This window comes from Pseudomonas sp. 91RF (genome assembly GCF_003576265.1).
In the GTDB taxonomy this organism is placed as follows: domain Bacteria; phylum Pseudomonadota; class Gammaproteobacteria; order Pseudomonadales; family Pseudomonadaceae; genus Aquipseudomonas; species Aquipseudomonas kribbensis.
The window spans coordinates 1-19,582 of record NZ_QWFC01000018.1; the positions used below are offsets into that span (position 1 = coordinate 1).

General features: G+C 60.5%; 23 protein-coding genes and 1 pseudogene. 11 read left to right on the plus strand and 13 right to left on the minus strand.

Annotated elements, in window-relative coordinates:
- Nucleotides 1–307 precede the first annotated feature (307 nt).
- The 3 genes from infA to aat form a co-directional block, all read right to left on the minus strand.
- The gene (gene infA / locus DXT77_RS06375) at nucleotides 308–526 is read right to left on the minus strand and encodes a translation initiation factor IF-1 (RefSeq protein ID WP_002553999.1); all 219 of its coding nucleotides are present in this window, start codon (nucleotides 524–526) and stop codon (nucleotides 308–310) included.
- Between the two features lie 112 nt (nucleotides 527–638).
- Nucleotides 639–1,346, minus strand: coding sequence for an arginyltransferase (locus tag DXT77_RS06380; protein ID WP_119427033.1), 708 nt, complete (start codon nucleotides 1,344–1,346; stop codon nucleotides 639–641).
- 58 nt (nucleotides 1,347–1,404) lie between these two features.
- The gene (gene aat, locus DXT77_RS06385) at nucleotides 1,405–2,085 is read right to left on the minus strand and encodes a leucyl/phenylalanyl-tRNA--protein transferase (RefSeq protein ID WP_119427034.1); all 681 of its coding nucleotides are present in this window, start codon (nucleotides 2,083–2,085) and stop codon (nucleotides 1,405–1,407) included.
- Nucleotides 2,086–2,560: 475 nt separating this feature from the next.
- On the opposite strand from aat, the gene DXT77_RS06390 reads away from it, so the two are divergent.
- The 6 genes from DXT77_RS06390 (at nucleotide 2,561) to cysG (ending at nucleotide 10,067) form a co-directional block, all read left to right on the plus strand.
- Nucleotides 2,561–4,969 (plus strand): DNA translocase FtsK, encoded by a 2,409-nt coding sequence (locus DXT77_RS06390; protein WP_085712378.1) that lies wholly within the window; start codon nucleotides 2,561–2,563, stop codon nucleotides 4,967–4,969.
- A gap of 65 nt (nucleotides 4,970–5,034) precedes the next feature.
- Nucleotides 5,035–5,655, plus strand: a complete 621-nt coding sequence (gene lolA, locus DXT77_RS06395) for an outer membrane lipoprotein chaperone LolA (protein ID WP_007958184.1) — start codon at nucleotides 5,035–5,037, stop codon at nucleotides 5,653–5,655.
- Nucleotides 5,656–5,679: 24 nt separating this feature from the next.
- Nucleotides 5,680–7,002 (plus strand): replication-associated recombination protein A, encoded by a 1,323-nt coding sequence (locus tag DXT77_RS06400; protein ID WP_119427035.1) that lies wholly within the window; start codon nucleotides 5,680–5,682, stop codon nucleotides 7,000–7,002.
- Nucleotides 7,002–7,376, plus strand: coding sequence for a fluoride efflux transporter CrcB (gene crcB / locus DXT77_RS06405; RefSeq protein WP_085712376.1), 375 nt, complete (start codon nucleotides 7,002–7,004; stop codon nucleotides 7,374–7,376). Before DXT77_RS06400 ends, crcB begins: the two co-directional genes overlap by 1 nt.
- A gap of 15 nt (nucleotides 7,377–7,391) precedes the next feature.
- Nucleotides 7,392–8,672, plus strand: coding sequence for a serine--tRNA ligase (gene serS, locus DXT77_RS06410; protein ID WP_119427036.1), 1,281 nt, complete (start codon nucleotides 7,392–7,394; stop codon nucleotides 8,670–8,672).
- Nucleotides 8,673–10,067 carry a siroheme synthase CysG gene (gene cysG / locus DXT77_RS06415; protein WP_119427037.1) on the plus strand — a complete coding sequence of 465 codons (1,395 nt, stop codon included), beginning with the start codon at nucleotides 8,673–8,675 and terminating at the stop codon, nucleotides 10,065–10,067. It begins immediately after the preceding gene.
- Nucleotides 10,068–10,183: 116 nt separating this feature from the next.
- On the opposite strand, the gene DXT77_RS06420 is transcribed toward cysG, so the two are convergent.
- From DXT77_RS06420 to DXT77_RS06455, 8 genes are all read right to left on the minus strand, one after another.
- Nucleotides 10,184–11,185 carry a glutathione S-transferase family protein gene (locus tag DXT77_RS06420; protein WP_119427038.1) on the minus strand — a complete coding sequence of 334 codons (1,002 nt, stop codon included), beginning with the start codon at nucleotides 11,183–11,185 and terminating at the stop codon, nucleotides 10,184–10,186.
- A gap of 91 nt (nucleotides 11,186–11,276) precedes the next feature.
- The gene (locus DXT77_RS06425) at nucleotides 11,277–12,278 is read right to left on the minus strand and encodes a glycosyl transferase family protein (protein ID WP_119427039.1); all 1,002 of its coding nucleotides are present in this window, start codon (nucleotides 12,276–12,278) and stop codon (nucleotides 11,277–11,279) included.
- Entirely contained in the window at nucleotides 12,275–12,610 is a 336-nt protein-coding gene (locus tag DXT77_RS06430) for a TusE/DsrC/DsvC family sulfur relay protein (RefSeq protein WP_119427040.1), read from the minus strand. The genes DXT77_RS06425 and DXT77_RS06430 overlap by 4 nt, the downstream gene beginning before the upstream one ends.
- Nucleotides 12,607–12,900 (minus strand): sulfurtransferase complex subunit TusB, encoded by a 294-nt coding sequence (gene tusB / locus DXT77_RS06435; protein ID WP_119427041.1) that lies wholly within the window; start codon nucleotides 12,898–12,900, stop codon nucleotides 12,607–12,609. The genes DXT77_RS06430 and tusB overlap by 4 nt, the downstream gene beginning before the upstream one ends.
- Nucleotides 12,900–13,256 (minus strand): sulfurtransferase complex subunit TusC, encoded by a 357-nt coding sequence (tusC, locus tag DXT77_RS06440; protein ID WP_119427042.1) that lies wholly within the window; start codon nucleotides 13,254–13,256, stop codon nucleotides 12,900–12,902. The genes tusB and tusC overlap by 1 nt, the downstream gene beginning before the upstream one ends.
- 1 nt (nucleotide 13,257) lies before the next feature.
- Nucleotides 13,258–13,650: a sulfurtransferase complex subunit TusD gene (gene tusD, locus DXT77_RS06445; RefSeq protein WP_119427129.1), complete on the minus strand. Its 393-nt coding sequence runs from the start codon at nucleotides 13,648–13,650 to the stop codon at nucleotides 13,258–13,260.
- A gap of 77 nt (nucleotides 13,651–13,727) precedes the next feature.
- Entirely contained in the window at nucleotides 13,728–14,432 is a 705-nt protein-coding gene (locus DXT77_RS06450) for a YoaK family protein (RefSeq protein WP_119427043.1), read from the minus strand.
- Nucleotides 14,433–14,457: 25 nt separating this feature from the next.
- On the minus strand, nucleotides 14,458–14,787 hold the full coding sequence (locus DXT77_RS06455) for a DUF6388 family protein (RefSeq protein WP_119427044.1): 330 nt from the start codon (nucleotides 14,785–14,787) through the stop codon (nucleotides 14,458–14,460).
- A 134-nt stretch (nucleotides 14,788–14,921) separates the two neighbouring features.
- Between DXT77_RS06455 and DXT77_RS06460 the strand changes: the two genes are divergently transcribed.
- Entirely contained in the window at nucleotides 14,922–15,272 is a 351-nt protein-coding gene (locus tag DXT77_RS06460; RefSeq protein WP_119427045.1) for a hypothetical protein, read from the plus strand.
- A gap of 19 nt (nucleotides 15,273–15,291) precedes the next feature.
- On the opposite strand, the gene DXT77_RS06465 is transcribed toward DXT77_RS06460, so the two are convergent.
- Entirely contained in the window at nucleotides 15,292–15,717 is a 426-nt protein-coding gene (locus DXT77_RS06465; protein ID WP_119427046.1) for an N-acetyltransferase, read from the minus strand.
- Nucleotides 15,718–15,866: 149 nt separating this feature from the next.
- On the opposite strand from DXT77_RS06465, the gene DXT77_RS06470 reads away from it, so the two are divergent.
- The 4 genes and pseudogenes from DXT77_RS06470 (at nucleotide 15,867) to DXT77_RS06485 (ending at nucleotide 18,942) form a co-directional block, all read left to right on the plus strand.
- Complete coding sequence (locus DXT77_RS06470; RefSeq protein WP_119427047.1) at nucleotides 15,867–16,304, plus strand: hemerythrin domain-containing protein; 438 nt, start codon at nucleotides 15,867–15,869, stop codon at nucleotides 16,302–16,304.
- Between the two features lie 223 nt (nucleotides 16,305–16,527).
- Nucleotides 16,528–17,163, plus strand: a complete 636-nt coding sequence (locus DXT77_RS06475; protein ID WP_119427048.1) for a lytic polysaccharide monooxygenase auxiliary activity family 9 protein — start codon at nucleotides 16,528–16,530, stop codon at nucleotides 17,161–17,163.
- 39 nt (nucleotides 17,164–17,202) lie between these two features.
- Nucleotides 17,203–18,231, plus strand: a pseudogene (locus DXT77_RS06480) (chitinase); the annotation flags it as partial.
- Between the two features lie 120 nt (nucleotides 18,232–18,351).
- Entirely contained in the window at nucleotides 18,352–18,942 is a 591-nt protein-coding gene (locus tag DXT77_RS06485; RefSeq protein ID WP_119427050.1) for an NUDIX domain-containing protein, read from the plus strand.
- Here DXT77_RS06485 and DXT77_RS06490 read toward each other — a convergent pair.
- Nucleotides 18,939–19,454, minus strand: coding sequence for a methylated-DNA--[protein]-cysteine S-methyltransferase (locus tag DXT77_RS06490; RefSeq protein WP_119427051.1), 516 nt, complete (start codon nucleotides 19,452–19,454; stop codon nucleotides 18,939–18,941). The genes DXT77_RS06485 and DXT77_RS06490 overlap by 4 nt on opposite strands.
- Nucleotides 19,455–19,582: the final 128 nt, after the last annotated feature.

Sequence of the window (19,582 nt, forward strand, 5' to 3'; positions counted from 1 at the left end):
CGCAGCGCCGTGCGGCGAAGCCGCATACATCGAGAGGAGGTGCAGCGAAGCAAACCGTAGGCGATGCCCCCTGATGGACACCGTAGCGAGGGAACACTGAGCCTAAGCGAAGTGCCGTACGCCGGGGCAAAAGCCTTTTGCTTACTTTTCGGCGTTTGGAAAAGTGAGTCGCTGTAAGAGCGAAACCGCCAGCGGCAGCACCCGAAGCAACGGATATACACCCAAAACTTAAGCACAAACCCAAAACGCCAAATCCCGGACAAACAAAAACGCCCGGCATTAAGCCGGGCGTCTTGTATTGACTTGATTAGCGAGCGCGGTAAGTAATACGCCCTTTGCTCAAGTCATAGGGCGTCAGCTCGACGCGCACTTTGTCACCGGTAAGAATACGAATGTAGTTCTTGCGCATCTTGCCGGAGATATGCGCGGTTACGACGTGCCCATTTTCCAATTCCACGCGAAACATGGTGTTTGGCAGGGTGTCGACGACAGTGCCTTCCATTTCGAAGCTGTCTTCTTTCGACATGCAGTAAAGCCCTCGGTGTCCAGTGAATGGCCCGGTGCAACTGCGCCAGGCAAAAGCGGCGTGCATTGTGCCCGAAAAATGGGGTTTACGCCAAGGGGTTTAGGGCTTTCGATCAGTTCAGGATGACCCAGCGCTGATTAATCAGCAGTTCGATAGGCCGATATTGGGTCTTGTAGTTCATCTTTTTGCAGTTTTTGATCCAGTAGCCAAGATACACGGCTTCAAGCCCAAGGCGTCCGGCTTCAGCGATTTGCCAGAGGATGGCGTAGCGTCCGAGGCTGCGGCGTTCTTCTTCCGGTTCGTAAAAGGTGTAAACCGCCGACAGGCCGTTGGGCAGCAGGTCGGTGACGGCGACGGCCAGCAACCGTCCGTCGAGCCGAAACTCGTAGAAGCGTGAGAAGGGCAGGTCGCGAACCAGAAAAGTCGAGAATTGATCACGGCTCGGCGGGTACATGTCGCCGTCGGCATGACGCTGTTCGATGTAGCGCTGATAAAGATCGAAATACTCTTCGCTGAAGGCCGGTTTGACCGGGCGCACCTGCAAGTCGGCGTTGCGTTTGAAAATGCGCTTTTGTTGGCGATTAGGGTTGAATTGCGCCACTGGAATGCGCGCAGGCACGCAAGCATTGCAGTTCTGGCAATGCGGGCGGTACAGATGATCGCCGCTGCGACGAAAGCCCATTTCCGACAGGTCTGCGTAGACATGCACATCCATGGGCTGGCTCGGATCGAGAAACAGGGTCGTGGCCTGTTCCTCGGGCAGATAACTGCAGGAATGAGGCTGAGTGGCATAAAACTTCAACCGCGCCAACTCGGTCATGATCAACCCTCAGGGGTAAGCTGGTGAATTAAGTGTAAGCCACGCGCGCAAAAGTCGCTCAGCAAACCCAGGTGGCAGCGTTGGGTCGGTCGAGATGCCGGGCCAGATACTCGGCAAAGGCGGGGCGGGAAATTGCCCGGGCGCCCAGGCTGTGCAGATGATCGGTCGGCATCTGGCAGTCGATCAGCACGAAACCCGAGTCTTTCAGGTGCCGCACCAGTGTGGCAAAGCCGTACTTGGAAGCATTGTCGGCGCGACTGAACATCGATTCCCCAAAAAACAGCTGCCCCATCGCCAGGCCATAGAGGCCGCCGACCAGTTTGCCTTCATCCCACACTTCTACTGAATGTGCGAAGCCGCGTTGGTGCAGTTCAATGTAGGCATCCTGCATGGCCTCGGTGATCCAGGTGCCATCGGCGTAATCCCGTGGCGCGGCGCAGGCGCGGATAACCGCTTCGAAGTCCTTGTCGAAGGTCACTTGATAGCGTTGCTGGCGCAGCAGTTTGCCCAGGCTGCGCGAGACATGCAGTTCGTCGGGAAACAATACGGTGCGCGGATCCGGCGACCACCAGAGGATGGGCTGTCCCTCAGAGAACCACGGAAAGCAACCGTGGCGATAGGCCTGGATCAGGCGATCGGCGGACAGGTCACCGCCAGCCGCCAGCAATCCGTTGGGATCGCGCATGGCCTTTTCCAATGGCGGGAAAGTCAGTGAGTTGCGTTGTAACCAAGTCAGCATGGCGTCCAGGCTTGCAGAAGGGGAGGGCGATGGGCGGCGGGGCCCGTTGCAAAGTGTGCCGTTAAATGGCGCGAATGTCCTCCCGAACCTGCGCGAAGTCGACGCTGCTGCAACTTGCCTTTCAGGATGCGGTCGTAGACGGGCGACGAGCTTGAGGGTGCATGCTTCGCTACGTTCATCAAATACACCTCATAAGCCTTTGTCACAAAAGACAATGCATGCTCAAATTGCGTCGCAGGTTTGGTCTGCTTGGCTATGCTTGAACATGGGGTTCGAAGCATGGCATCGAACGCGCAAACCCGTACAATGCCGGGCTGTTACAGAATATTCGCAGTGTGCCGTGTTTATAAAAGACCGGGCGCAGTGTTAAAAGTAGTCTCAGTTGCGCCCGTCAATTTTTTACCTGCCTGGATCGGGCAGTTTTTTATCGTCATTCAATAGATGGACGCGCCGCTGGCGCAGGAAAAGAAGCGTTTTGAAGAAATCCACGGAAGCACCAAAAACAGTCGTTCCGCTTTGGCGCCAGCAATTGCACTACCGGCTCAAGGAAGGTGCATTGATCGCCATCGGCGCTCTGTGCCTGTTCCTGATGATGGCCTTGCTGACCTACGGCAAGGACGATCCGGGCTGGAGCCACAACAGCAAGATCGACGACGTGCAGAATTTCGGCGGCCCGGCGGGCTCCTACAGCGCCGACATCCTGTTCATGGTGCTGGGTTACTTCGCGTACATCTTCCCGTTGCTGCTGGCGATCAAGGCGTATCAGATCTTCCGTCAACGTCACGAGCCGTGGCAGTGGAGCGGCTGGCTGTTTTCCTGGCGTCTGATCGGCCTGGTGTTTCTGGTGCTGTCCGGCGCCGCGCTGGCGCACATTCATTTCCATGCGGCCACCGCATTGCCGGCCGGCGCGGGTGGTGCACTGGGCGAAAGCCTCGGTGACCTGGCCCGCAATGCCCTGAACATTCAGGGCAGCACATTGCTGTTCATTGCCCTGTTCCTGTTCGGCCTGACCGTGTTCACCGACCTGTCGTGGTTCAAGGTGATGGATGTTACCGGCAAGATCACCCTCGACCTGTTCGAGCTCTTTCAGGGCGCGATCAATCGCTGGTGGTCGGCGCGTACCGAGCGCAAGCAACTGGTGGCGCAACTGCGTGAAGTCGATGACCGCGTGCACGACGTGGTCGCGCCGACCGTTACCGACAAGCGCGAGCAGGCCAAGGTCAAGGAACGCCTGATCGAGCGCGAGCAGGCCCTGAGCAAACACATGTCCGAGCGCGAGAAACAGGTTCCGCCGGTCATCGCCCCGGCCCCGGTCAAGGCGCCGGAGCCGAGCAAGCGCGTGCAGAAAGAGAAGCAGGTGCCGTTGTTCGTCGACAGCGCCGTGGAAGGCACCTTGCCGCCGATTTCGATTCTCGATCCTGCAGAAAAGAAACAACTCAATTATTCGCCCGAATCCCTGGCGGCGGTCGGCCACTTGCTGGAGATCAAGCTCAAGGAGTTCGGCGTTGAAGTCACCGTGGACTCGATCCATCCGGGCCCGGTCATTACCCGTTACGAAATCCAGCCGGCCGCTGGCGTCAAGGTAAGCCGCATCGCCAACCTGGCGAAAGACCTTGCACGTTCGCTGGCGGTGACCAGCGTGCGGGTGGTCGAGGTGATTCCGGGCAAGACCACGGTCGGTATCGAGATCCCCAACGAAGACCGCCAGATCGTGCGCTTCTCCGAAGTGCTGTCGACCCCCGAGTACGACAACTTCAAGTCGCCGGTCACCCTGGCCCTGGGTCACGACATTGGCGGCAAACCGGTCATCACCGACCTGGCGAAGATGCCGCACCTGCTGGTGGCCGGTACCACCGGTTCCGGTAAGTCGGTGGGTGTGAACGCGATGATCCTGTCGATCCTGTTCAAGTCCGGCCCGGACGACGCCAAGCTGATCATGATCGACCCGAAAATGTTGGAACTGTCGATCTACGAAGGCATTCCGCACCTGCTGTGCCCGGTCGTGACCGACATGAAGGACGCCGCCAATGCCCTGCGCTGGAGCGTTGCCGAGATGGAGCGTCGCTACAAGCTGATGGCGAAGATGGGCGTGCGAAACCTGTCCGGCTTCAACGCCAAGGTCAAGGAAGCCCAGGACGCCGGCGAGCCGTTGAGCGATCCGCTGTACAAGCGCGAAAGCATCCACGACGAAGCGCCGCTGTTGCAGAAGCTGCCGACCATCGTCGTGGTCGTGGACGAATTCGCCGACATGATGATGATCGTCGGCAAGAAGGTTGAAGAACTGATCGCCCGTATCGCCCAGAAGGCGCGTGCGGCCGGTATCCACTTGATCCTCGCGACCCAGCGGCCATCGGTTGACGTGATCACCGGTCTGATCAAGGCCAACATCCCGACGCGCATGGCGTTCCAGGTATCGAGCAAGATCGACTCCCGGACCATCATCGACCAGGGCGGCGCCGAACAACTGCTCGGCCACGGTGACATGCTCTACATGCCGCCGGGCACCAGCCTGCCGATCCGGGTTCACGGCGCCTTTGTGTCCGACGATGAAGTTCACCGGGTGGTAGAAGCCTGGAAACTGCGCGGTGCGCCGGAATACAACGACGACATCCTCAACGGCGTCGAAGAGGCGGGCAGTGGTTTCGAAGGCAGCAGCGGCGGTGGTGACGGTGACGATCCGGAAGCCGACGCGCTGTACGACGAAGCCGTGCAGTTCGTGCTGGAAAGCCGCCGCGCCTCCATTTCTGCGGTACAGCGCAAGCTGAAGATCGGCTACAACCGTGCCGCGCGCATGATCGAAGCCATGGAAATGGCCGGCGTCGTGACGTCCATGAACACCAACGGTTCCCGCGAAGTCCTGGCCCCAGGCCCGGTGCGCGACTGATTCAAATGCAATGGACGGCGCATGAGGCGCCGTCCACTTTCCCACGCGTATTCAAGAGGACTCCCATGCGTCTTATCCGCATGCTGCTGCCGGTACTGGCTCTGACCACCCTCACGGCTCACGCCGATGACAAGGATGTGGCTCGCCTGACCCAATTGCTGGAAACATCCAAGACCCTGACGGCCAACTTCTCCCAGCTGACCCTTGACGGCAGCGGCACCCAGTTGCAGGAAACCACCGGCGACATGACCCTGCAGCGTCCGGGCCTGTTCTACTGGCACACCAATGCGCCGGCCGAGCAGACCATGGTCTCCGACGGCAAGAAAGTCACCCTGTGGGACCCGGATCTGGAACAGGCCACCATCAAGAAACTGGACGAGCGTCTGACCCAGACCCCGGCCCTGTTGCTGTCCGGTGACGTGTCGAAGATCAGCCAGAGCTTCGACATCAGCGCGAAAGAAGCGGGCGGCGTGATCGACTTCACCCTGAAGCCGAAAACCAAGGACACCCTGTTCGACAGCCTGCGTCTGTCGTTCCGCAACGGTCTGGTCAATGACATGCAACTGATCGACAGCGTCGGCCAGCGCACCAACATCCTGTTTACCGGTGTGAAGGCCAACGAAGCGGTCCCTGCATCGAAGTTCAAGTTCGACATCCCGAAGGGTGCCGACGTGATCCAGGAATAAAAACAGAGGTTTCAACGGTACGTGATGGATCTGTTTCGCAGTGCACCGATTGCCCAGCCACTGGCCGCCCGATTGCGGGCGACCAATCTGGATGAGTACGTCGGTCAGGAACACGTGCTCGCTCGCGGCAAGCCTTTGCGCGAAGCGCTGGAGCAGGGTGCCCTGCATTCGATGATCTTCTGGGGGCCGCCGGGCGTGGGCAAAACCACGCTGGCGCGGTTGCTGGCGGAAGTTTCGGATGCGCACTTCGAAACGGTCTCGGCGGTGCTGGCCGGGGTCAAGGAGATCCGTCAGGCGGTGGAAATCGCCAAGCAGCAGGCCGGCCAGTACGGCAAGCGCACGATCCTGTTTGTCGATGAAGTGCACCGCTTCAACAAGTCCCAGCAGGACGCCTTCCTGCCGTACGTTGAAGACGGCACGCTGATCTTCATCGGCGCGACCACCGAAAACCCCTCCTTCGAATTGAACAACGCATTGCTGTCGCGGGCGCGGGTCTATGTACTCAAGAGCCTCGACGAAGCGGCGTTGCGCAAACTGGTGCACCGCGCCCTCACCGAAGACCGTGGCCTGGGCAAACGTCATCTGACCCTCAGCGATGAAGGCTTCCAGATGCTGCTGTCCGCCGCCGACGGTGATGGCCGGCGATTGCTCAATCTGCTGGAGAACGCCTCGGACCTGGCCGAAGACAGCAGTGAGATGGGCACCGAGCTGCTGCAAAGCCTGCTCGGCGACACACGCCGACGCTTCGACAAGGGCGGTGAAGCGTTTTACGACCAGATTTCTGCGCTGCACAAATCGGTACGCGGTTCGAACCCGGACGGCGCGTTGTACTGGTTCGCGCGAATGATCGACGGCGGCTGCGATCCGCTGTATTTGGCCCGCCGCGTGGTGCGCATGGCCAGCGAAGACATTGGTAACGCCGACCCTCGCGCCCTGAGCCTGTGCCTGGCCGCATGGGAAGTGCAGGAGCGGCTCGGCAGCCCTGAAGGCGAACTCGCCGTGGCCCAGGCCATCACTTACCTTGCCTGCGCGCCGAAAAGCAACGCGGTGTACATGGGCTTCAAGACCGCGCTGCGCGCCGCCGCCGAACACGGTTCGCTGGAAGTGCCGCTGCATCTGCGCAACGCACCGACCAAACTGATGAAACAACTGGGTTACGGCGACGAATACCGCTATGCCCACGACGAGCCGGACGCCTATGCCGCCGGCGAAGACTATTTCCCGGAAGAACTCGACCCGATTCCCTTCTACCAACCGGTGCCCCGTGGCCTGGAGCTGAAGATCGGCGAGAAGCTCAACCACCTTGCCCAACTCGATCGTTTAAGCCCCCGGCAGCGGAGAAAATAGTGGTTCCATTGATCGTTGCAGTCTCCGTCGGCGGGGTTGCCGGCACCTTGTTGCGCTTCGCCACCGGCAATTGGGTCAACGCCAATTGGCCGCGGCACTTCTATACCGCGACGCTGGCCGTTAATATCGTGGGCTGCCTGTTGATCGGCGTGTTGTACGGCCTGTTTTTGATACGCCCGGAAGTGCCCATCGAGGTGCGTGCCGGGTTGATGGTCGGCTTCCTCGGGGGGCTGACGACTTTTTCATCCTTTTCACTGGATACGGTGCGTCTGCTGGAAAGCGGGCAAGTGCCGCTGGCCCTGGGCTATGCGGCCATCAGCGTATTCGGCGGGCTGCTCGCGACGTGGGCCGGCCTGTCCCTGACCAAACTTTGATAACGAGAAACCGACATGCTCGATTCCAAACTGTTACGTAGCAACCTCCAGGACGTAGCGGACCGCCTGGCTTCCCGTGGCTTTGCCCTGGATGTCGCGCGCATCGAAGCGCTGGAAGAACAGCGCAAGACCGTCCAGACCCGCACCGAAGCACTGCAGGCTGAGCGTAACGCGCGTTCCAAATCCATTGGTCAGGCCAAGCAGCGCGGCGAAGACATCGTGCCGTTGATGGCGGACGTCGAGCGCATGGCGGGCGAACTGAGCGCCGGTAAAGTCGAGCTGGACGCGATCCAGACCGAACTGGATTCGATCCTGCTGGGCATTCCGAACCTGCCGCACGAATCGGTACCGGTCGGCGAAGACGAAGACGGCAACGTCGAAGTCCGCCGTTGGGGTACTCCGACCGCGTTCGACTTCCCGGTTCAGGACCACGTGGCCCTGGGCGAGAAGTTCGGCTGGCTCGACTTCGAAACCGCCGCCAAGCTGTCCGGCGCACGTTTCGCGCTGCTGCGTGGCCCGATTGCCCGCCTGCACCGCGCACTCGCACAGTTCATGATCAACCTGCACGTCACCGAGCACGGCTATGAAGAGGCCTACACGCCTTATCTGGTTCAGGCCCCGGCGCTGCAAGGCACCGGTCAACTGCCGAAGTTCGAAGAAGACCTGTTCAAGATCGGTCGCGAAGGCGAAGCCGATCTGTACTTGATCCCGACCGCCGAAGTGTCGCTGACCAACATCGTGGCCGGTGAAATCGTCGATTCGAAACAGCTGCCGATCAAGTTCGTCGCCCACACTCCGTGCTTCCGCAGCGAAGCCGGCGCGTCGGGTCGTGACACTCGCGGCATGATCCGCCAGCACCAGTTCGACAAGGTCGAAATGGTGCAGATCGTCGAGCCGTCGAAATCGATGGAAGCGCTGGAAGGCCTGACCGCCAACGCCGAGAAAGTCCTGCAACTGCTGGGTCTGCCTTACCGTACCCTGGCGCTGTGCACCGGCGACATGGGCTTCAGCGCAGTCAAGACCTACGACCTGGAAGTGTGGATCCCGAGCCAGGACAAATACCGCGAAATCTCGTCGTGCTCCAACTGCGGCGACTTCCAGGCCCGCCGCATGCAGGCGCGTTTCCGCAACCCGGAAACCGGCAAGCCTGAGCTGGTGCATACCCTGAACGGTTCCGGCCTCGCGGTCGGTCGTACCCTGGTGGCCGTGCTGGAAAACTACCAGCAGGCCGACGGTTCGATCCGCGTGCCGGACGTGCTGAAGCCGTACATGGGTGGCCTCGAGGTCATCGGCTAAATGAAATATCTGCCGCTGTTTCACAACCTGCGCGGCAGTCGTGTGTTGGTTGTCGGTGGGGGGGAAATTGCTTTGCGCAAATCCCGCCTGCTGGCCGATGCCGGTGCGCTGCTGCGGGTGGTCGCACCTGAAATCGAAGCGCAACTGCGCGAACTGGTTGCCGCCAGCGGTGGCGAATGCCGGTTGCGTGGCTACGCCGAAACGGATCTGGACGGTTGCGGGCTGATCATTGCCGCCACCGACGACGAAGCCTTGAACGCGCAAGTCTCCGCTGATGCTCATCGGCGTTGCGTGCCGGTCAACGTGGTCGATGCGCCGGCGCTGTGCAGCGTGATCTTCCCGGCGATCGTTGATCGTTCGCCGCTGATCATTGCGGTGTCCAGCGGCGGCGATGCGCCGGTGCTGGCCCGGCTGATCCGCGCCAAGATCGAAACCTGGATTCCCTCGACCTACGGCCATCTGGCCGGTCTGGCCGCACGCTTTCGTGATCAGGTCAAAGGCCTGTTTCCCGATGTTCAGCAGCGTCGTGCCTTTTGGGAAGACGTGTTCCAGGGTCCGATTGCCGACCGGCAACTGGCCGGGCAGGGCGCCGAAGCCGAGCGTCTGTTGCAGGCGAAAATCGATGGCGAAGCGACCGTGGCCACCGGCGAGGTGTATCTGGTGGGCGCAGGGCCGGGTGATCCGGATCTGCTGACCTTCCGCGCCTTGCGCCTGATGCAGCAGGCCGACGTGGTGCTGTACGACCGCTTGGTGGCTCCAGCGATTCTTGAGCTGTGCCGTCGTGATGCCGAGCGGGTTTACGTCGGCAAGCGTCGCGCCGATCACGCCGTGCCGCAGGATCAGATCAACCAGCAACTGGTGGAACTGGCCAAGGCCGGCAAGCGTGTGGTGCGGTTGAAGGGCGGGGATCCGTTCATCTTCGGCCGTGGCGGCGAAGAGATCGAGGAACTGGCGGCCCACGGCATCCCGTTCCAGGTTGTGCCGGGCATCACAGCGGCCAGCGGTTGTGCGGCGTATGCCGGGATTCCGCTGACCCATCGCGATTACGCGCAGTCGGTACGCTTTGTTACCGGGCACTTGAAGGACGGTTCCACTGATCTGCCGTGGGCCGACCTTGTCGCGCCGGCGCAGACGCTGGTGTTCTACATGGGGCTGGTGGGGCTGCCGGTCATCTGCGAGCAGTTGATCAAGCATGGTCGGGGGGCTGACACCCCAGCGGCGCTGATTCAGCAGGGCACTACGGTCAATCAGCGGGTCTTCACCGGCACCCTGGCTGATCTGCCGCGTCTGGTGGCGGAGCATGAAGTGCATGCGCCGACGCTGGTGATCGTCGGCGAAGTGGTACAACTGCGCGAGAAACTGGCGTGGTTCGAGGGCGCTCAGGCGCAGGTCTGAAAACCGAGTAACCCCATTCGCGAGCAGGCTCGCTCCCACAGGGGATTTGTGCAGGACACAGATCCAATGTGGGAGGGAGCCTGCTCGCGAAGAGGCCTTCAAAAACGCGGAACAACTCAGCCCCTGCGCCAAACCCCTTTCCCGCCCAACCGGTTCCGGTCATGGGCAACCTTGAAATCCTGCTTCGGCCCCTTTGGCACAACTCCGGTCGGGTTGATGGTCTTGTGGCTGCCGTAGTAGTGATTCTTGATGTGCTGGAAATCCACTGTCTCGGCAATGCCCGGCCACTGGTACATCTCACGCAGCCAGTTCGACAGGTTCGGATAATCGCTGATCCGCCGCAGATTGCATTTGAAGTGCCCGTGATACACCGCGTCGAAACGAATCAGCGTGGTGAACAACCGCACGTCCGCCTCGGTCAGGTATTCGCCCGTCAGATAACGATTGGCGCCGAGCACCTGTTCCAGATGATCGAGCTCGGCAAACACATCGTCGAACGCCTCTTCATAAGCCTGTTGCGAAGTGGCGAACCCGGCGCGGTATACGCCGTTGTTCACGGCGGGGTAGATCCGCTCGTTCAGCGCATCGATCTCGCTGCGCAATGGCGCCGGATAGAAGTCCAGATCGTTGCCGGTCAAGTCATCGAAGGCACTGTTGAACATGCGGATGATTTCCGCCGATTCGTTGCTGACGATGCGCTTGAGCTTCTTGTCCCACAGCACCGGCACGGTGACGCGGCCGGTGTAATCGGCGGTGTCAGCGGTGTAGCGCTGGTGCATGAAGTCGAAATGGTCGAGCTTGTCGCCGGTCGAGCCGAGGTTCTGGTCGAAGGTCCAGCCGTTTTCCAGCATCAGCCAGCTGACGACTGAAACGTCGATCAGGCTTTCCAGGCCCTTGAGCTTGCGCAGGATCAGCGTGCGGTGCGCCCACGGACAGGCGAGAGAGACATAGAGGTGATAACGCCCGGCTTCGGCGGCGAAACCGCCTTCACCGCTCGGGCCCGGCTCGCCATTGCGAGTGACCCAGTTGCGGCGCTGCGCCTGTTCGCGCTGGAATGCGCCGTCCTTGCTGCTTTCGTACCACTTGTCCTGCCAGTGGCCGTCGACGAGTAAACCCATGATCAAGACTCCAGAAACCAATAATCGTTGGAGTGGAGTCTATTCCGATGAGTTCGAACAAAAAGCGCAAAGATCGGGCGTGAATGATCGGTTAAATCGATTTGTTCCGTGCGGCCCAGTATTGCTCGGCGGTTTCGAACGCCTGTTCCCGGTTTTGGCCAAGACCACGCAGCGCCAGTGCCATGGTCGAAATCAGCGTCATTTGCGGGTAGCTGTCGACCACATCGCCACGCCAGACAGCCTTCAGATGCTCGATATCCAGCGACGCCGGTTTGACGTGACGCTGCGCCGACAACTGCGGCCATTCCTCGTCCCAACTCTCGCCGCCAGTGGTGCCGTACAGGTGACTGTCGGCATCCGGGTTGATCTCGATTTCGCCGCCGTCACCCTTGATCACGATTGCCGTGTCGCCGACCAGGCCGCTGGCATCGCGGTGCACCGCTTGGTAGCCGGGGTGGAAAATGCTCTGCAAGCCGCAACGTGCGCCCAACGGATTGAGAATCCGCGCCAGCGAGTGGATCGGCGAGCGCAAGCCGAGGGTGTTGCGCAGGTCGATCATCCGTTGCAGCTGTGGCGCCCAGTCCACCAGCGGCATGAAGGCCAGGCCGCCGTTATCCAGCGCTGCTCCGACCTGTTGCCAGTTGCGGCACAGCGGAATGTTCAACTCACCGAGCAATTGTTCGGAATACAAACGCCCGGCGGTGTGGGCGCCGCCGCCGTGCATGAAGATGCGCACGCCGTTCTGCGCCAGGCACTTGGCCGCCAGCAGATACCACGGCAGGTGACGTTTCTTGCCGGCATAGGTCGGCCAGTCCAGATCCACGTTCAACGCCGGTGCTTGCAAGCGATCGCGCAGGGCCTCGGTGAAACCGGCCATTTCCTCGGCGCTTTCTTCCTTGTGCCGCAGCAACATCAGGAAGGCGCCGAGCTGGGTTTCTTCGACGGCCTCGTCGAGCACCATGCCCATGGCTTCCCGGGCTTCCTCGCGGGTCAGGTCGCGGGCGCCGCGCTTGCCTTTGCCGAGGATGCGCACGAACTGGGCGAACGGATGCTCGGCGGGCGTTTCGAGGGTCAGCGCTGGATAGTCGGTCATAGGCAATTCGTCGGTTTGGGCAGGCCCGCCAGTTTCGCGGCGAGTTTGGCAGGGGTGCCTTTGAACAGTCGGTTCAGGTGCAGGCTGTTGCCTTTCTCCGCGCCGAGCTTGAGCGCGGCGTACTTGATCAGCGGCCGGGTGGCCGGCGACAGCTGGAATTCGGCATAGAAGCTGCGCAGCAATTCGAGGACTTCCCAGTGTTCCGGGCTCAGTTCGATATCTTCGGCAGCGGCGAGGGCGCTGGCGACTTCTGCCGACCAGTCGTTGAGGTCGACCAGGAAGCCGTCCTTGTCCAGTTCAATGGCGCGGGCGCCGACGGTCAGCGCATTCATAGCCAGCTGTTGACCTTGTCGTGATGAATCGACAGTTCGACGAAGGCCGGATAATCGATGGTCTCGGCCCAGTCCGGAACCTGCACGGCGCGGGCTTGCGCGTCTTCGGCCAGCACGAACAGTTTCACCCGGCGGGTTTCCAGCGCACTGAACGGCGCGGTGCCGGGTTGCAGCGCGTAAGCGGCATCACCGCACAGCAGCAGCGCGTCGGCAGTGCCGAGCAGACGCAGGCAACTGGTCAGGCGTTCGTCGCCGAACGGGGAATGAGACAACACATGCAAAGTCGACATCAGAGGGTGATCACCTGGTCGTAACGGTCAATAAGGGCGGTGATTTGTTCGGCGGCCAAAGACTGCGCCTCGTCCAGCGAACGATCGCCGAGGCCGCGGGCACTGGCGCTGTCGGCGCAGTAGAACAGCTCTTCGACGCCAAACATCGGCAGCGCTTGCAGATTGGCGCTCAGGTCTTTCTGTTGCAGGGCCTTGGCGTTTTGCCCGGCCGCCAGTTGCAACACGCCGTCATCGAGAAACAGCAGGCCGATCGGCAGATCGAAGGCACCGCCGGCCAGCACGATGTCCAGCGCTTCGCGGGCGCCGGGGCCGGACCACGGCGATTGACGGCTGATAATCAGAAGGGACTTGGCCATGTCATGCGCCTCCAAAACAGATGAGGCGGTCGGCGTCCTGCACCGCATCATGCAACTGACCGAGGCCGGACAATTCCCACGGCGCGCTGACCGCCACGGCATCACGCTGATAACGCACGGCTTCCTCGGCATTCAGCACGCCACGGCGCAGGGCGGCGGCGATGCACACCACACCGTCGAGGTTTTGTTCGGTGATGAAATTGCGCCATTGCTTGGGCAGGTCCAGTTCGTCCTGCGGCGTGACCACGGCGTCGGACGCGTTGTGGACTCCGTCCTGATAGAAAAACAGCCGGACAATCTCATGCCCGCCGGCCAGCGCAGCCTGCGCGAACAGCAAGGCGCGGCGCGAGGAGGGCGCATGGGCGGCGGAAAACAGTGCGATGGCGAACTTCATGACGGACTCGATCAGCAAAACTGCGGCCATGATAAAGCTTTCTCGGCGGGGCGGCGAAGTCGATGTTGCCGCAGACGTCAGCGCGGCATGTAACCCAACTGCCAGCGCCGAGGGATTTTCAGTGAGACCAGGCCGATCAACGCAGCCAGCAAACCGCTGGCGTACAGTGCTTTGAGCCCCAGGTGATGCTCCAGCACGGCACCGAGGATGGCGCCGATGAACATGCCGCTCCACGGCACCAGTTGCACCCGCCAGCCATTGCGTCGCTCGCCCATGATCCAGCGCCCAAGACCGCGACCGAACCGTGAAAGCGCACCGGTGACATAGGTCAGCCCGACGGCCAGACCGTTCACTTCCTCCACCGCAGCATTGAGCATGCCCATGGCGATGATTGCCGCCAGCAGCGCCGGCAGTTGCACCTCGGACGGCCAGGCCGCAGCCCCGCAAAGCAGCGTCGCGATGCACAACAGCAACGGCAGTGCGCGGCGCCCGCCGAGGCGACCGATCACCACGCCGAGGGCGTTGCCGACGATGAACGTGGCAACGAGGATCACCAGGCGCAGCGTCAGACTTACATCGCCATCACTGATCGCCACCGCCAGCCGTGTGGTGTTGCCGCTCATGAATGAAACGAAGTCGCCACTGGCCATGAAGCCGATGGCATCGGTCATTCCCGCCAGCACCGAGAGCGCGGCCACCATTGCCAGTCCTATGCGACCGCGCCATTTTTGCGTATGCAAGTGGCCGGGGCTGGCGCGGTGAGTCGAGGCGGTTGGCAACATTGGCGCAGATGTCCTTGCGTAGAGGTCAGGGTTCTATGCCATAAAGGTCGCAATATTCCAACCAGTCCATCCCGGCCATCTCCGCCACCTCGCGGTGCACTTCCAGGCGTTGCGCCTGATATTCCTCGGGTGTGGCTGCAGTCAGTTGCAGCGTCAGTTCCCAGGCGAACAGACCCTGGCATTCGGCCTCGGCTTCAAAGGCTTCGTGCAGACGTTCTTCACGATACTGTGCCGGGGTTTCGCCCTTGGCCTGGGCCAGTAACGGATTGAGATGGTCGAGGGTTTCGCGCAGCTCGGGGCGTGCGTCGAGAAACAGTTTGAGGGCATGTTCATGTCGCTGGTCGGTAGGCGCCATGGGGGTTCCTTGTGGGGCTGATGACCTTAATGTGCCGCAGCTGTCGGCGGGTGTCGCGCTCTAAATGCAGTAAAGCAGAACGATTTTGCCCGTTGCGGTGATACAGTCCGCTTTTTTCCGAATGAGCGAATGCAATGCGAATGCTGATGGTGGCACTGGCGGCAACCCTGCTGGCCGGTTGCGCGGGTTCGGTGATGGAAGACGCCCGCACTCAAACTCCTTACAAGGTCCTGAACTCGGACAAGCCTGAAAAAGTCGTGGCCGAATGTGTGCAGTTCGCCTGGCAGGACGAAGCGGTGTTCGGCGTGGATGCGGCGGCCTATCTGCAACCGGGCAAGAAGGGCGGCTCGACGGTCTACACCCGTTCGGCGGAGTCGTTCGTCGACTTGACCACTGCTGCGTCCGGCACCGTGCTGAACTACTACGCGCAGAAGGACGACTTTGTCGCCAAGCGCCGGTTGGCGGCGTTGGCGACCTGTCTGTAAACCTGGCGATCCGTGGGGCTCAGACGTCCAGACGTTTCTGGAAAAACATTCGTTTGTGCCCCGGCGGGTAATCCGCCAGTTCGCCAAACTGGCTGTACCCCAGCTTTTTGTAGAACTCAGGCGCCTGAAAATCGAAGGTGTCGAGCCAAGCCCCGATGCAACCTTTCTCCCGCGCCAGGTCTTCGGCCATGCGCATCAATTTCGAGCCGATCCCCTGATGGCGACCCTGCTCCGGCACCGACAGCAGATCGACAAACAACCACTGGCAGACCAACCGGCCATAGAGTCCGCCCAAAATCGCGTCATGTTCGTCGCGTACCAGCAGCGTGAGCGGCTCCGATACGGCAATCCCGGCCTGAGCGACGTTATAGGCGTGCAATGGCGCCAAAATGGCCAGGCGTTCTTCTTCCGTGGAGTCTTGCGACAGCTCGATCCGTAAACTCATGTGCAACATCCTTATGGCAGTGAACCGGCAGCCTATCGCGCCTCGACGGATTGATCCATCCCGGCATCGAGCAGTTGGAACCGTCGCTCTCGCGTTGAGGTCTAGCGCTTGAAGGCGTTCAGTCCGAATGCGTCTGCCGAGGAGAGTCCATGAATATTTTCGAAGCCCTTCGCGAGAGCCACGACCGCCAGCGCGGCTATGCCAAGACCTTGATCAAGACCAGCGGCGACACCCCGGAACGCGTCGAAGCCTACAAGCAATTGAAGGCCGAGCTGCAAGCCCACGAGACCGCCGAAGAGCGTCACTTCTACATCCCGTTGATGGAGTTCGACAACGGCGTTGACCTCAGTCGCCACGCCATCGCCGAACCCCATGAAATGGACGAAATGATTGAGGAACTCGACGAGACCGAAATGTCCAGTCCAGCCTGGCTGGCCACGGCGAAAAAGCTCTCGGACAAGGTCCATCACCACTTGAAGGAAGAGGAGCAGAAGTTCTTCCAGATGGCCGGCAAGCTGCTCGACGACAAACAGAAAGAACAGCTCGCCGGGCAGTATGAAAAGGAGTTCAAGGCGCAACTTCCCTGAGTGCTTGAATGCAGGTTTTTGTAATGACGCCGTGTAGGCTTTTTGCCATGCGTTGGGTGAGCGTCGTCGCAATGTACTGTATTTATATCCAGTATTTTCGGTGTTTTTCGGGTATTGCACAGGCGGGCTGCGACAAAACCGCCGATGGACAAAAAATCCCCCTCCGTTAGCTTGAAGACCTCTCCCCGGAAAGGAGAGTTCTTAAATCAATGGAGTGAAAAACATGAATCAACCACAAGCTCAAACCCAACTGCGACACGGTCGCGTCATTTCCCCTGCAAGCCGCGGTGCGGTGGCCATCGAACAAGGATTGCTCGGTGGCTGGCAGGTCAACGAGATGGAAGGTGGCAAGAACTTCCCGGCACTGGTGGCCGGCCCGTTCCCGGCGCCTTTCGAGTCGGACAACCCGAGTGTCGTGCCTCCGGCCGACGGTCACATTCTCAGCGGCGGCAAGGACGACGCCCGTGACTGTGTGAACTTCACCGACGAGGAAATGAGCAAGAAGCTCGGTCGCCCGTTCACCTGGCCGCTGCTCAACGTCACCCCTGGCCAGACCCTCGAAGTTAAATGGGAATACACCGCGCCGCACACCACTCGCGGCTACCGCTGGCTGATCACCAAAAATGGCTGGGACCCGAAACAACGCATTACTCGTGGGCAACTGGAAGCAAAACCGTTCGCCGAGGACTTTTATGCGCAAGTGCCGTACTACAGTCATTCGGCGGAGCTGAAGGCCAAGGTCAATCACGCGGTGAAACTTCCGGCCAACAAGCAGGGTCGTCACGTCATCGTCCTGATGTGGATCGTCGCCAACACCGGCAACGCCTTCTATCAGGCCTTCGATGTGGACTTCAAATAAGTCTGCAACATCCACCCACACGTTCTGAAGGATTAGAACATGTCAAATATCGACTTCACGTTAATGCAAAACCAGGCGAGCGACGCGGCTTCGCTGATGCCGAGCATCGCCGGCAAGAAGATCCTCATGGGCTTCTGGCACAACTGGCCCGCCGGTCCGAGCGACGGCTATCAACGTGGTCAGTTCGCCAACATCGCTCTGGAAAACGTGCCCAAGGACTACAACGTGGTTGCGGTCGCGTTCATGAAGGGCAGCGGGATTCCGACCTTCAAGCCGTTCAACGTTTCCGACGCCGAGTTCCGCCGTCAGGTCGGCGTACTCAACAGTCAGGGCCGAGCGGTGCTGATTTCCCTCGGCGGCGCCGATGCGCACATCGAATTGCGTGCCGGTCAGGAGCAACCGCTGGCCAATGAAATCATCCGTCTGGTAGAAACCTACGGCTTTGACGGGCTGGACATCGATCTTGAACAGAGCGCGATTGATTTCGCTGCAAACAAGACTGTCCTGCCGGCCGCCCTGAAACTGGTCAAGGATCACTACGCAGGCCAGGGCAAGCATTTCATCATCAGCATGGCGCCGGAGTTTCCATACCTGACCACCTCCGGCAAATACGTCGGCTACCTGCAGGCACTGGAAGGCTACTACGACTTCATCGCGCCGCAGTTCTACAACCAGGGTGGTGACGGTGTCTGGGTCCCCGAGGCCAATAACGGCAACGGGGCATGGATCGCGCAAAACAACGATGCGATGAAAGATGACTTCCTCTATTACCTGACCGAAAGTCTGGTGACCGGCACGCGCGGGTTCACGAAGATCCCTGCGGACAAGTTCGTCATCGGTCTGCCAGCCAACGTTGACGCTGCTGCCACCGGTTACGTGATCGACAAGAATGCGGTCGGCAACGCGATGAAACGCCTGGCCGTCAAAGGGCACCCGATCAAGGGCCTGATGACCTGGTCGGTGAACTGGGACAACGGCACCAGCAAGGATCGTGTGCCGTACAACTGGGAGTTCATCCGGCGTTATGGACCGCTGATCAACGGCGTGGCGGCTGCCACGCAGGTGCCAGATGTCGCAATGGCCGACATGGCCCGTCAGCGGTAATCGAATGAAAAAGCCCGGTAGCGCTGCCGGGCTTTTTTTCGCCTAACATGGGGCTTTTCCGGTCAAGACAAAGGATGAAGCGTCATGCCCAACACCGCCGAGCGGATCAACATCGTCGACACTCAGGTGTTGTCCCACGACTGGTATCTGCTGAAGAAAATCACCTTCGACTACCTGCGCAATAACGGTGAATGGCAACGCCAGACCCGCGAAGTCTACGACCGCGGCAATGGTGCGGCGATTCTGTTGTTCAATCGTGAGAAGCGCACGGTGGTGCTGACCCGTCAGTTCCGCTTGCCGGTGTTCGTCAACGGTCATGACGGTCTGCTGATCGAGGTGGCTGCCGGGTTGCTGGAAGGCGCGGCACCGGAGCAGCGTATCCGCGACGAGGCCGAGGAAGAAACCGGTTATCGCGTGCACGATGTGAAGAAAGTCTTCGAGGCGTACATGAGTCCGGGTTCGGTGACCGAGAAACTGCACTTCTTCGTTGCCGAATACGACGCGGCGTCAAAGGTCAGCGACGGTGGTGGCCTGGAGGAGGAAACCGAGGAACTGGAGGTTCTGGAGTGGCGCTTCGACGATGCAATGGCAGCGTTTCATCGTGGCGAGATCTGCGATGCCAAGACCATCATGCTGTTGCAGTACGCGGCGATGAATAACTTCTTCGGCGCTTAAAACAGTTCGCCGGTTTTGCCGATGTCTGACCACTGGCCACCTTCCAGTGTCAGCAAACGCTCCTTGGCTTCAAGGCCGCCGGCAAACCCGGTCAGTTTTCCCGAGGCACCAATCACCCGGTGGCAGGGCGCGATGATCGAAATCGGGTTTCTGCCGTTCGCCGCGCCGACGGCACGTACCGCGCTGGGATGGCCGATCTGTTCGGCAATCTGGCTGTAGGTGCGGGTCTCGCCGAACGGAATGGTCAGCAACGCGGCCCAGACCTTTTTCTGGAACTCGGTGCCGGCAAAGTCCAGCTCCAGATCGAACGCACTTCGCGTTCCGGCAAAATATTCTTCCAGTTGTCGCGCGGTTTTCACCAACACCGGGTTGTCCGGCGCTTCGGTCATTGGTCCGAGGCGCACCCGGTTCGGTTTGTCGTTTTCCCAGAGGATGGCGGCCAGTCGTGAACCGTTCGCGACCAGCTTCAACTCACCGACGGGCGAGGGCAGGGTGATGAACGTGTAGGCCATGGGAAAAACTCCGGGTCGGGTCGGCAACAGCGCCCAGCATACTGCCGGATCGGGGAGGCGCAAACCGCAATCGCGACCATACTGGCTGATGCTCTTGAAGCGCTTTCCTACCTTATAAAAAGAAGAGA

Bases quoted from the DNA above. Each gene is read 5' to 3' on its own strand.
- DXT77_RS06490 (WP_119427051.1), bottom strand. From the start codon at position 19,454: ATGGCCTACACGTTCATCACCCTGCCCTCGCCCGTCGGTGAGTTGAAG.
- tusC (WP_119427042.1), bottom strand. From the start codon at position 13,256: ATGGCCAAGTCCCTTCTGATTATCAGCCGTCAATCGCCGTGGTCCGGC.
- lolA (WP_007958184.1), top strand. From the start codon at position 5,035: ATGCGTCTTATCCGCATGCTGCTGCCGGTACTGGCTCTGACCACCCTC.
- DXT77_RS06450 (WP_119427043.1), bottom strand. From the start codon at position 14,432: ATGTTGCCAACCGCCTCGACTCACCGCGCCAGCCCCGGCCACTTGCAT.
- serS (WP_119427036.1), top strand. From the start codon at position 7,392: ATGCTCGATTCCAAACTGTTACGTAGCAACCTCCAGGACGTAGCGGAC.
- aat (WP_119427034.1), bottom strand. From the start codon at position 2,085: ATGCTGACTTGGTTACAACGCAACTCACTGACTTTCCCGCCATTGGAA.
- DXT77_RS06380 (WP_119427033.1), bottom strand. From the start codon at position 1,346: ATGACCGAGTTGGCGCGGTTGAAGTTTTATGCCACTCAGCCTCATTCC.
- DXT77_RS06475 (WP_119427048.1), top strand. From the start codon at position 16,528: ATGAATCAACCACAAGCTCAAACCCAACTGCGACACGGTCGCGTCATT.
- DXT77_RS06430 (WP_119427040.1), bottom strand. From the start codon at position 12,610: ATGAATGCGCTGACCGTCGGCGCCCGCGCCATTGAACTGGACAAGGAC.
- DXT77_RS06465 (WP_119427046.1), bottom strand. From the start codon at position 15,717: ATGAGTTTACGGATCGAGCTGTCGCAAGACTCCACGGAAGAAGAACGC.
- DXT77_RS06425 (WP_119427039.1), bottom strand. From the start codon at position 12,278: ATGACCGACTATCCAGCGCTGACCCTCGAAACGCCCGCCGAGCATCCG.
- DXT77_RS06400 (WP_119427035.1), top strand. From the start codon at position 5,680: ATGGATCTGTTTCGCAGTGCACCGATTGCCCAGCCACTGGCCGCCCGA.
- cysG (WP_119427037.1), top strand. From the start codon at position 8,673: ATGAAATATCTGCCGCTGTTTCACAACCTGCGCGGCAGTCGTGTGTTG.
- DXT77_RS06485 (WP_119427050.1), top strand. From the start codon at position 18,352: ATGCCCAACACCGCCGAGCGGATCAACATCGTCGACACTCAGGTGTTG.
- DXT77_RS06460 (WP_119427045.1), top strand. From the start codon at position 14,922: ATGCGAATGCTGATGGTGGCACTGGCGGCAACCCTGCTGGCCGGTTGC.
- DXT77_RS06470 (WP_119427047.1), top strand. From the start codon at position 15,867: ATGAATATTTTCGAAGCCCTTCGCGAGAGCCACGACCGCCAGCGCGGC.
- tusD (WP_119427129.1), bottom strand. From the start codon at position 13,650: ATGAAGTTCGCCATCGCACTGTTTTCCGCCGCCCATGCGCCCTCCTCG.
- tusB (WP_119427041.1), bottom strand. From the start codon at position 12,900: ATGTCGACTTTGCATGTGTTGTCTCATTCCCCGTTCGGCGACGAACGC.
- DXT77_RS06420 (WP_119427038.1), bottom strand. From the start codon at position 11,185: ATGGGTTTACTCGTCGACGGCCACTGGCAGGACAAGTGGTACGAAAGC.
- infA (WP_002553999.1), bottom strand. From the start codon at position 526: ATGTCGAAAGAAGACAGCTTCGAAATGGAAGGCACTGTCGTCGACACC.
- DXT77_RS06455 (WP_119427044.1), bottom strand. From the start codon at position 14,787: ATGGCGCCTACCGACCAGCGACATGAACATGCCCTCAAACTGTTTCTC.